Below are 10,000 nucleotides of genomic sequence, written 5' to 3'. Positions count from 1 at the left end.
ACCTTTAGATGCGCCTAAAGTGGCGGCTTTGGTCCGGCAATGCCAGCAGTTGAGTCGGAAAAATCCAGTACTGGACTGAACAGCTGTTTCAGCGCTTGTAAATAAGCAGGATTGGCCTGGCTGTTTAGTAAAGGTAACAACTCAACCCCAACAGGCGTAAATTTATAGTATTGCAGCACCACACCTGAATGCCTGGCTTTGCAGCTTAGATGATGTTGATGGTACTGCAATTGCAAATTTTGTTCAGGGATCAGTTCTCCACTTTCAATTTCAATTTGGTGCAGCAGGTTTAAATCAATCAGGCTTAAAATCTGTGGAAAGGTCAGGCCAAATTGGCTCAGGTTCAGCACTGCTTTACTACGGCCGGTCAGGATCTGCCAAATGGACGGTTTGCGGACATAACCAAAGTAAATATGCCCACTGTCCTGCAATCTGACGCGGCAGGTCAGGCTGGCGGCTTTTTGCAAAGCTAAAGCCTCTTTAAAACTCATGCGTTGCAATAAAAATAAGGTTTTGAGTGAAAAACTGCCTGGCTGACCAATTTCTCCGGCAAGAATCTTTGCCCAAAGTTGTTGCATGGTCTGGTTGGATATATTCAACACCAAATCACAATATTGTTGAAACCAATCTGGATCTACCTCCATATCTGCAACGTATTCAGGGCAGTAGTCTAAGGCTAACGACATTATTTTCTCTAAATTCGATTGTTGTCGCTCTTTGTGCATGCGTTCACGGCGGTCGGCCCGTTGCGCCAAAGTGGGGGCTTTCAGGTTGATGTCATCCGCTAAGGGAGCTCCGGAGCGTTGGGCCAAACGTTGGTGACGCTGATTAAAATCGCCGTTTTGTACCTGGCTGGTATTGTCCGGAGCTATTGTTGAGGTTTTGCTGTCAAATTCGTGTCCCAACTGACTGCGGGCCAGTTGAAGTAAACGTTGATGCCCTCGACCTGAAGAGACTTTCTGCATCAATACACCTCTGGTAGAAACAGTTTTTATTGCCAGATTTGCACAATAACGCAAAAATTTACCTTCGACTCCAAAAGAAGTTTACAAAAGTGTTAACTTTATGATTCTTAAAGATTTTAATAAAATGAATTGCTTTTTTTGCCCGAGGGTATAGTGTAGAACAACTGGGATTAGAAGCTTACAAAGGATAGTTGTGGGATAGGTCCGGATTGCCAAAGCAAATTCAGGGTATATGCTTGTATTTGTGCAACAGAGCCTTGATATGCTTTCAAAAAGTCCTCTCACAGCTGATGTAAAAAAGGTCGGAGCATGGTGTCAAAAGCAGCAGATGATGATTTTCTGTTCCTCGCAGAAGACGAAACAAATTCGGTAGCAGAAACACAATCCAGTGGCGAATGGCACCTGCTGATTGTTGATGACGACGAAGAAATTCATACGGTCACTAAACTGGCTTTGTCCGATTTATTGGTACTGGACCGTAAGTTAGTCTTTCATCATGCCTTTTCTGGCAAAGAAGCACTGAAATTTTTAGCTCAGCACCCATTTATAGCAGTGATACTGTTGGATGTGGTGATGGAATCTGATGATGCAGGCCTGAAAGTGGTGCAGCAGATCCGTGACGAGTTAAAAATGGATGAAGTGCGTATCGTGTTGCGTACTGGCCAGCCTGGTTATGCACCTGAAGAGAGTGTAATCAAAGAATATGATATCAACGATTATAAAACCAAAACAGAGCTGACCCGTAACAAACTGGTTACCGCTATTATTTCTTCTATCCGCAGCTATCAGCAAATCCGCACTATCAACCAGAATCGTATCGGTCTGCAGAAAATTATCAATGCAGGGGCAAATTTACTGGAACAGCATTCCTTGCATGAGTTTTCTGAAGGCGTGGTGACTCAAATCTCATCTCTGATCGGTTTGCATGCCGAAGGTGTGTTGTGTGCCCAGATCGAAGATGATGGCAGCAGCAGTGACAATATTTATGTGCTTGGCGCTGCAGGGCATTATGCGCCTTACATTAAATGCAAACTGGAACGCTTAAACAACAACAGAATTATCCAGCAAATCACCACTTGCCTTGCTGAGCGTCGACATATATTTACTGACAGAGATACAGTGCTCTATTTGGGCAATATTGATCACGCAGCAGCGGTTTACATTGAAACCAACAGGCCTGTTGAGGATTTTGATCGTCAGCTGATCGAGGTGTTTTTAAGTAATATCTCCATTGGTTATGAAAACGTGACCTTGTTCCAGCAGCTTAAACATGCGGCTTACATTGATCCTTTAACCAAAACACCAAACCGCAATGAATTTACCTCTTTGTTGCAGGAAACCCGCAGGCTGGATCCTGGTTCTAATGTAGCCGTACTGATTGATATTGACCATTTTTCCGACGTTAATGATGGTTTAGGCCAGGAAACAGGTAATGAGTTATTGATTGCAGTTACCCATAGGCTGGTTGCCCAGTTTGGCGAAATTGCTCAGATTGGCCGTATTGGAGCTGATGTTTTTGGACTTATAGGGCCGGAACAGGCTCTTACTCCTGAATCTTTGTCCGGCATTTTTGAAATGCCATTTCAGTGCTCAGAACACTCTTTGCAAGTGAATGCCAGTTTTGGTTTTTGTCGTTTGCGTGACAGCGCTATGCATGGCCTGACTATTCTAAAGCATGTGTATATTGCATTGAACAGAGCTAAAAAACATCTGGCGCAGAACTATGAGTATTACAGTGCTCAAATGGAAGAGCAGATGGTTGACAGACTGGCTATGTTAAGGAGCCTGAGATCTGACTTCCAGAAAGACAAATTACAACTTTGGTATCAGCCACAAATCTGTTTAAACAGTGGTCATGTGTTGGGGATGGAAGCTTTGCTGCGCTGGCAACAGCAGGACGGCAGCTTTATATCACCAGCCGCTTTTATTCCGCTGGCTGAATACTCTGGCCTTATTATTGAAATTGGTGATTGGGTGCTACAGCAAGCCTGCAAACAGTTGCAAGCTTTAAATGAGCTGGGTTTCGGCAACTTGCGGATAGCTGTTAACGTTTCTATGCCACAATTTCGTAATCATCGTTTTGTTCAGTCTGTGATTGACTGTGTGGAACGCTACCAGGTAAACCCCGCTTTGCTGGAGTTGGAAATTACAGAATCCGTGGTGATGGACGAACCCAAAATCGTGATTGACGCCCTGAATAAGCTGAAGAACTTTGGTATTAAAGTGGCAATTGATGACTTTGGTATAGGTTTCTCATCTTTAAGTTATTTACAGCAATTGCCGCTGGACAGGATCAAAATTGACCGGACTTTTATTAAAGAGTTTTTCCGTCCAAATGGTACTTTGATTGCAGAAACCATAGTGAATCTGGGGCGAAAACTAGGTCTGGCGACTATAGCGGAAGGCATAGAGAACAAAGAACAGGAGCAAGCTGTTCGCGCTATGGGGTGTGAAGAAGCTCAGGGCTATCTGTACGCTAAAGCTATGACGGCTGCAGATTTAGTCAAGTTTTTGTCAAAAGGCTGAACAATGGGGGCAGAGCATAGTTAACAGGTACTTAGCTATGCTCTGCATCACATAACTGTTAATTGTTGGCAATCAACGCCAGTTGTTCACCCATTTGCTGCAAGTTTTGGCTGTTGTGTTGGCTTTGCTCTGTATGAGTTGTTATATCCCGTACATAAGTCACCATCGCCTTAGTCAGATGTTGTTGCTCATCAGTGGCTGAAGCAATTTCCTGATTCATCGCACAAATCTGAGCAATGCTGCCAGTAATTTCCTGCAATGAATGTCCGGCTTGATTGGCAGACTGCACACTTAAATCTGCTTGTTCACTGCTTAACTTCATTTTTTGTACTGCGTCGCGTGCCGCGTTTTGCAGTTGCTCTATAGTACGCTGAATTTGTTCTGTAGACTTTTGAGTTCTTGAAGCAAGAGTTCTTACTTCGTCTGCTACAACCGCAAAACCCCGGCCTTGTTCGCCAGCCCTGGCTGCTTCAATGGCAGCATTGAGCGCCAGTAAGTTTGTCTGCTCTGCGATACCCTTAATAACTTCCAGTACAGCACCCACTTGATTACTGTCCTGTTCCAGCTGAGCTATAGTGGCAGAAGCCTGCTGCAAATAGATCGCCAGTTGTTCGATATTCGTGACTGTAGTCGATACCGTCTGCTGACCTTGTTTTGCAACCTGATTTGAATGATTAGCAGCTTCAGCGGCCAGGTTGGCACTTTGCACTTCATCCAGCACACTTTGATTCATAGACTCGACCATGGTCAGCGTCTGATTCGCACTGTGCTGCAACTGACTCAAGTGTTTTTGTTCATCGCTGGCAATATGACGAATGGATGTAACCAGACGTTTTAAGTCATCGGCTTGACTTGCTGCAGCCTGCTGCTGTTGTTTTAAGCTGTTAAGCCACTGATTAAACTGATCTCGAGGACCGCTTAGCTCAGCTGTTGTGCCAGAGCTTAATTGCAGTGAGAGGGATTTCTCCTGGATGGAGCGTCGGATTAATAATTGTTGTTCTGAGACGAAGCTTTGATAGTCTTTTAAAGCCGACTGGGCCAACAACCATTGCACAGCAACAACAGTCACTATGGCTAAAGTGGACCACAGCCAATGCTGCTCCGCTAATACAGTAACAACGAACAACATACTCACCAGCGTGACCATGCCAGACAGCACAATTTTGGTCCGCGCAGACCCGAATTCAAACAAAGCCATAACCTAACCCCTGAATCACTTCAATCACAACGCTGAAGTGGAATTTATTATTGTAATAGTGCAAGCCTGTCTCATTAGCCAAGCTACATCTGTTGCTGAAAATAACAGATATTTACAGATTTTTTTATCAGATTTTGCGTTTTTCTGCTAAAAAAAAGATGGCTTTGTGGTAAAAGAATTTGCAGTGCTGTAATGGCGAAAAAAGTACTGATGATAGCCGTTGGATCTTGGATCAAAAAACGGCACTGTTGTGCCGTTTTTTTGTTCACTATTACTTCTGATTGGCGCGCTCAAAAGAGCTGATAATTTCCGCCTTGGCTTCAGCTTTGTCACCCCAGCCAACAACTTTCACCCATTTCCCAGGTTCTAACTCTTTGTAACGCTCAAAGAAATGCTGAATTTGGTTTTTCAGCAATTCTGGCACGTCATTCAGATCCTGAATGTTGTCGTAAATTTTAGTCAGCTTGCTGATAGGAACCGCTAACACTTTGGCATCTTCGCCAGACTCGTCTGCCATTTTTAACACTGCAACAGGACGACATTTAATCACTGCGCCTGGTACCAATGGGTATGGAGTTGGTACTAATACGTCAACCGGGTCTCCATCCAATGACAGAGTTTGGTTTACAAAGCCGTAGTTACAAGGATAAAACATCGGAGTTGACATAAAACGATCAACCCAAACAGTACCAGTATCTTTGTCTACTTCGTACTTGATTGGGTCGGCATTGGCCGGAATTTCAATGATGACATTAATTTCATCTGGCAGATTTTTACCTGCGGCAACCTGACTTAAGCTCATAACGCTTCCTTTATGCTGAAATTTGGTGCTGTATTATAACAGCGGCCGTAAATATGGCTATAGCCGTCGTACTTGAAGCTGCAGCTTTGTTGTCTGCGAGCTTTCGCCCCAATTACATAGTGGCCTATGTTCAGGGGTCTCAATCTCTGGTCGTCGCGCTGCAACTCCAACTTCTTAGGCGAATATCCGTCGTACTTGAAGCTGCAGCTTTGTTGTCTGCGAGCTTTCGCCCGACATAAGTTTTGCATCGGGACGGGCGCAGATAAACCGCGCCCCTACAGTTAATGGAACCTACACCTGATGATATTGCAGGCAGCTTTCCACTTCGTGTTTTGAACCTAAAATTACAGCAACACGTTGGTGAATGTCTTCTGGCTGAATTTCCAGAATGCGCTCTGAGCCTGTTGTACTGGCTCCACCAGCTTGTTCTACCAGAAAACTCATAGGGTTAGCTTCGTACATCAGTCTTAGCTTGTCCGGTTTGGTGGGATCTTTTAAATCTCTTGGGTAAGCAAAAATACCACCACGACACAAAATTCTGTGGACGTCACCGACCATAGCCGCTATCCAACGCATATTAAAGTTCTTACCGCGTGGGCCGTCTTTGCCTTTAAGCAAATCCGCCACGTAGTTTTGCATCGGCTGCTGCCAGTAGCGCTGATTCGACATATTAATAGCAAATTCAGCTGTGACTCCTGGTATGGTAACCTGCTCTTGCGTCAGCAGAAAACCACCATAGGTTTTATCCAGCGTATACATTTTGGTGCCTTTGCCTGTGGTCAGCGCCATCATAGTTGAAGGACCATAGAGTATATAACCAGCAGCTATTTGGGCTGTGCCTGGTTGCAGGAAAATAGCAGGGTCTGAAGGGTTTGCGCCTTTAGGGGCAGGCAGTATGGAGAAAATAGTGCCAATTAAACTGTTGATGTCGGTATTGGACGAACCATCCAGCGGATCGAAGGTCACCAGATACTTACCGGCAGGGTTACCAGCCACCGTGCTTTCTTCTTCTTCAGAAGAGATAGCCATCACTGAACCAGTTTCAAGGATTAAATCTTTGAGCAGTTCGTTGGATATGACATCGAGTTTTTTCTGGGTTTCGCCCTGCACATTTTCATTTAGTGTGGAGCCTAATACATCTGACAGTTCACCTTGACCTACCCGAAACGAAATTTCTTTGCAGGCGGCTACGATGCTTTTAATCAGATCTATCAGTTCTGCATCTGCGCCATCAAGACGCAATGCCGGAGCCAATCGACGCATAAAACATTCCTTTTTTTGTGTAGGTAGAGGGCGCGTGGACCGCAGTGTTAATTTTGATTCAGGGCTGTCGGCCACAGCAGCTGCCATTTTAATCAAGTTCAGGCTAAATTGCAGGTTTCTCCCTGTTTTATTTCAGCTGTTTAGCAAAGACCTTTGTTAGAATGGCGGCAGAATCCATGATGGACTGGCTAAGGATCGAGTATGCATATTCATATTTTAGGCATTTGTGGCACTTTTATGGGCGGTATTGCCGCTATAGCTAAAAGTCTTGGGCATAAAGTCACGGGCTCTGACGCCAACGTGTATCCGCCTATGAGTACTCAACTGGAACAATTGGGCATAGAACTGACCCAAGGTTATGATCCGGTGCAGCTGCAACCAGCCCCTGATCTGGTGATTATTGGCAATGCCATGTCCCGTGGCAATCCGGCAGTGGAGTACACTCTGGATCAAAATATTCCTTACAGTTCAGGACCACAGTGGCTGGCTGAGCAGGTGTTGCATCAGCGCTGGGTGTTGGCGGTTTCAGGTACTCATGGCAAAACCACCACCAGTAGTATGCTGGCCTGGGTGCTGGAATATGCAGGCTTGAAACCCGGCTTTTTAATAGGTGGCATTCCACAGAATTTTGATAGTTCGGCCCGTTTAGGCGACTCGCCGTTTTTTGTCATTGAAGCCGACGAATACGACACGGCCTTTTTTGATAAGCGTTCCAAGTTTGTGCACTACAGACCCCGCACTCTGGTGATTAACAACCTGGAATACGATCACGCTGATATATTCCCGGATTTAGCTGCTATTCAGCGCCAGTTCCATCATTTATTGCGTATGGTGCCAGCCACTGGTTTGGTATTAAGCCCAGCTAATGTTGAAGCTGTGGATCAAACTCTGGCTATGGGCTGTTGGAGTGAGCAGCAGCGCTATGGCAAAGACTGGACCGTGCAATTAAAGCAACCGGATGGCAGTGTGTTTGAGCTGTTTTATCAGGGACTTTCGCAAGGCAGCTTAAACTGGACTTTATGTGGTAACCACAATGTTGAAAACGCTGTGATGGCGATAGCTGCGGCCCGCCATGTCGGTGTTCCTGTGGCCGTGGCTATTGAAGCCTTAACGCAGTTTGTTGCACCAAAACGCCGGATGGAACTCAAAGGTACAGTGAGGGACATAGCTGTGTATGACGATTTTGCTCATCACCCTACAGCTATTGAAACCACCTTAGCCGGTTTAAGAGCCAGGGTAGGGCAGGCAAAAATCTGGGCAGTGCTGGAGCCGAGATCCAATACTATGCGTATGGGCGTACACAAGTCGGCTATCGCTGATTCGCTGCATGACGCCGATGCAGTGCTGCTGTTTGAACCTGCGAATTCTGGCTGGTCATTGGCCGCTGTAGCCGAGCAAATGCCGGGCAGAGCCCAGGTATTTCAGTCGGTTGAATTAATAGTGGCTGCTTTGGTTGAAAAAGCGTCCGCTGGGGATCATATAGTCATTATGAGCAATGGCGGTTTTGGTGGCATTCACCAAAAATTACTCGATGCCTTGTCTGCAACCAGTAGTACCTGAAGCTGCAGCTTTGTTGGCTGCCTGTTCCTGCCTCAGTCTCATAGGTTAACTATGCTCCTGGGGCCTTGAACACTTGCCGCCTCCCTGCAACTCCAATGACTTAGGGGTCGGCTCAGCGGAAAAATTAGTGTCATCATTTTAAAAAGAGAACTCCATGACCCAAGAAGTCACCTTAGCTTTTACCGGCGCTTCAGGCGCTGGTTATGGCTGGCGTTTGCTGGAAAACCTACTGGCACAACAGGTCAAAGTGCATCTGCTGATTTCCAGCGCAGCCCGTGTGGTTTTTGCCACTGAATATGATTTAAAACTGCCGGGTGGCCCTGAAGCCTGCCGTGATTTTATTCTGGAAAAAACCGGTGTCAGCAAAGAGCTGTTGGCGGTCTATGGTAAAGATGATTGGTTTTCGCCTTGTGCTTCAGGTTCAGCTGCACCTAAACAAATGGTGATTTGTCCTTGCTCTACAGGCACTGCTGCCGCTATTGCCCATGGCATGAGCGACAATCTGATCGAGCGTGCTGCAGATGTGGTACTGAAAGAGCGCGGTCAACTGATCATTGTGCCGCGTGAAACCCCACTAAGTACCATTCACCTCGAGAACTTACTGGCTTTATCCAAAGCTGGCGCTGTAGTAATGCCAGCAGCTCCAGGTTTTTATCATCAGCCCCAATCTGTCGATGATTTAATCGACTTTATGGTGGCTCGAATTCTTGACCATTTAGGTTTAAAACAACAGTTAGTCAGCCGTTGGGGCTATGGAGATCCACAGTGACCTTAGCGTTAGAAATTAGACAGTTACACAAAGTGTATAAAAGCGGCACTGTCGCTTTAAGAGGCATAGACCTGGAGGTACAGCAAGGCGACTTTTTTGCGTTGTTGGGCCCAAATGGCGCTGGTAAAAGCACCAGCATTGGCATTATCAGTTCATTGGTCAACAAAAGCAGCGGCACAGTCAAAGTCTTTGATTACGATCTGGACACTCAACTGGAAGATGCCAAAAGCCAGCTGGGTTTAGTGCCACAGGAATTTAACTTCAACCAGTTTGAGACTGTACTGCAAATCGTGCTGAATCAGGCAGGTTATTATGGCGTGCCACGTTCTGTTGCCATAGTCCGGGCCGAAAAATACTTAGGCCAGCTGGGGTTGTGGGACAAACGCAACGCTCGTTCGCGTGAGCTGTCTGGCGGGATGAAACGCAGGCTGATGATAGCCCGAGCTTTAATGCATGAACCTAAGTTACTGATTTTAGATGAACCTACAGCAGGTGTTGATATTGAACTGCGTCGCTCTATGTGGGAATTCTTAAAAGAAATTAACCAGCAGGGTGTGACTATTATTCTGACTACCCATTATCTGGAAGAAGCTGAGTCTTTGTGCCGTAATATCGCCATTATCGACAAAGGTCAGATAGTCGAAAATACCAGCATGAAAAACCTGCTGAGCAAGCTTAACAAAGAAACCTTTTTACTTGATATTGCTCCTACGGATGCCACTATCACGCTGGATGGTTACAGCTTCCGTCAGACCGACAGCCATAGCCTCGAAGTGGATGTGGAAAAAGCTCAGGGGCTCAATGGAGTCTTCAGTGCTTTAACAGCACAAGGTATACAGGTACTTTCAATGCGTAACAAAGCCAACCGTCTGGAAGAGTTGTTTGTCAGTCTGGTCGAAAACGGACGCGGAGCCAAA

General features: G+C 45.9%; 8 protein-coding genes. 4 read left to right on the top strand and 4 right to left on the bottom strand.

The features are described from left to right. Positions 1 to 14 precede the first annotated feature (14 nt). The gene (locus tag LDL40_RS12010) at positions 15 to 965 is read right to left on the bottom strand and encodes a TIGR03899 family protein (RefSeq protein ID WP_300995615.1); all 951 of its coding nucleotides are present in this window, start codon (positions 963 to 965) and stop codon (positions 15 to 17) included. 309 nt (positions 966 to 1,274) lie between these two features. Between LDL40_RS12010 and LDL40_RS12005 the strand changes: the two genes are divergently transcribed. Then, positions 1,275 to 3,491, top strand: a complete 2,217-nt coding sequence (locus LDL40_RS12005) for an EAL domain-containing protein (RefSeq protein WP_300995614.1) — start codon at positions 1,275 to 1,277, stop codon at positions 3,489 to 3,491. 58 nt (positions 3,492 to 3,549) lie between these two features. Here the strand turns inward: LDL40_RS12005 and LDL40_RS12000 are convergent, their stop codons facing one another. The 3 genes from LDL40_RS12000 to LDL40_RS11990 all read right to left on the bottom strand — a co-directional run bounded on the left by LDL40_RS12000 (position 3,550) and on the right by LDL40_RS11990 (position 6,754). Then, positions 3,550 to 4,689 carry a methyl-accepting chemotaxis protein gene (locus tag LDL40_RS12000; protein ID WP_300995613.1) on the bottom strand — a complete coding sequence of 380 codons (1,140 nt, stop codon included), beginning with the start codon at positions 4,687 to 4,689 and terminating at the stop codon, positions 3,550 to 3,552. 271 nt (positions 4,690 to 4,960) lie between these two features. Next, complete coding sequence (gene ppa, locus LDL40_RS11995; RefSeq protein WP_300995612.1) at positions 4,961 to 5,491, bottom strand: inorganic diphosphatase; 531 nt, start codon at positions 5,489 to 5,491, stop codon at positions 4,961 to 4,963. Positions 5,492 to 5,782: 291 nt separating this feature from the next. Beyond that, entirely contained in the window at positions 5,783 to 6,754 is a 972-nt protein-coding gene (locus LDL40_RS11990; RefSeq protein ID WP_300995611.1) for a class 1 fructose-bisphosphatase, read from the bottom strand. 201 nt (positions 6,755 to 6,955) lie between these two features. On the opposite strand from LDL40_RS11990, the gene mpl reads away from it, so the two are divergent. From mpl to LDL40_RS11975, 3 genes are all read left to right on the top strand, one after another. Beyond that, complete coding sequence (mpl, locus tag LDL40_RS11985) at positions 6,956 to 8,314, top strand: UDP-N-acetylmuramate:L-alanyl-gamma-D-glutamyl-meso-diaminopimelate ligase (RefSeq protein ID WP_300995610.1); 1,359 nt, start codon at positions 6,956 to 6,958, stop codon at positions 8,312 to 8,314. Positions 8,315 to 8,468: 154 nt separating this feature from the next. Then, a complete protein-coding gene (locus LDL40_RS11980) occupies positions 8,469 to 9,083 on the top strand; it encodes a flavin prenyltransferase UbiX (protein ID WP_300995609.1) in 615 nt (204 codons plus the stop codon). After that, positions 9,080 to 10,000 (top strand): ABC transporter ATP-binding protein (locus LDL40_RS11975; protein ID WP_300995608.1); only part of this gene is annotated, 921 nt, incomplete at its 3' end. The genes LDL40_RS11980 and LDL40_RS11975, both read left to right, overlap by 4 nt.

Origin of the sequence: Rheinheimera sp., from assembly GCF_020217005.1 — a bacterium.
Classification (GTDB): Bacteria; Pseudomonadota; Gammaproteobacteria; order Enterobacterales; family Alteromonadaceae; genus Pararheinheimera.
The sequence above is the reverse complement of the archived record's forward strand: the minus strand, read 5'-3'. Positions and strand labels throughout refer to the sequence as shown.

Excerpts from the sequence above, each read along its gene's own strand:
- LDL40_RS12010 (WP_300995615.1), bottom strand. The coding sequence starts at position 965 with ATGCAGAAAGTCTCTTCAGGTCGAGGGCATCAACGTTTACTTCAACTG.
- LDL40_RS12005 (WP_300995614.1), top strand. The coding sequence starts at position 1,275 with ATGGTGTCAAAAGCAGCAGATGATGATTTTCTGTTCCTCGCAGAAGAC.
- LDL40_RS12000 (WP_300995613.1), bottom strand. The coding sequence starts at position 4,689 with ATGGCTTTGTTTGAATTCGGGTCTGCGCGGACCAAAATTGTGCTGTCT.
- ppa (WP_300995612.1), bottom strand. The coding sequence starts at position 5,491 with ATGAGCTTAAGTCAGGTTGCCGCAGGTAAAAATCTGCCAGATGAAATT.
- LDL40_RS11990 (WP_300995611.1), bottom strand. The coding sequence starts at position 6,754 with ATGCGTCGATTGGCTCCGGCATTGCGTCTTGATGGCGCAGATGCAGAA.
- mpl (WP_300995610.1), top strand. The coding sequence starts at position 6,956 with ATGCATATTCATATTTTAGGCATTTGTGGCACTTTTATGGGCGGTATT.
- LDL40_RS11980 (WP_300995609.1), top strand. The coding sequence starts at position 8,469 with ATGACCCAAGAAGTCACCTTAGCTTTTACCGGCGCTTCAGGCGCTGGT.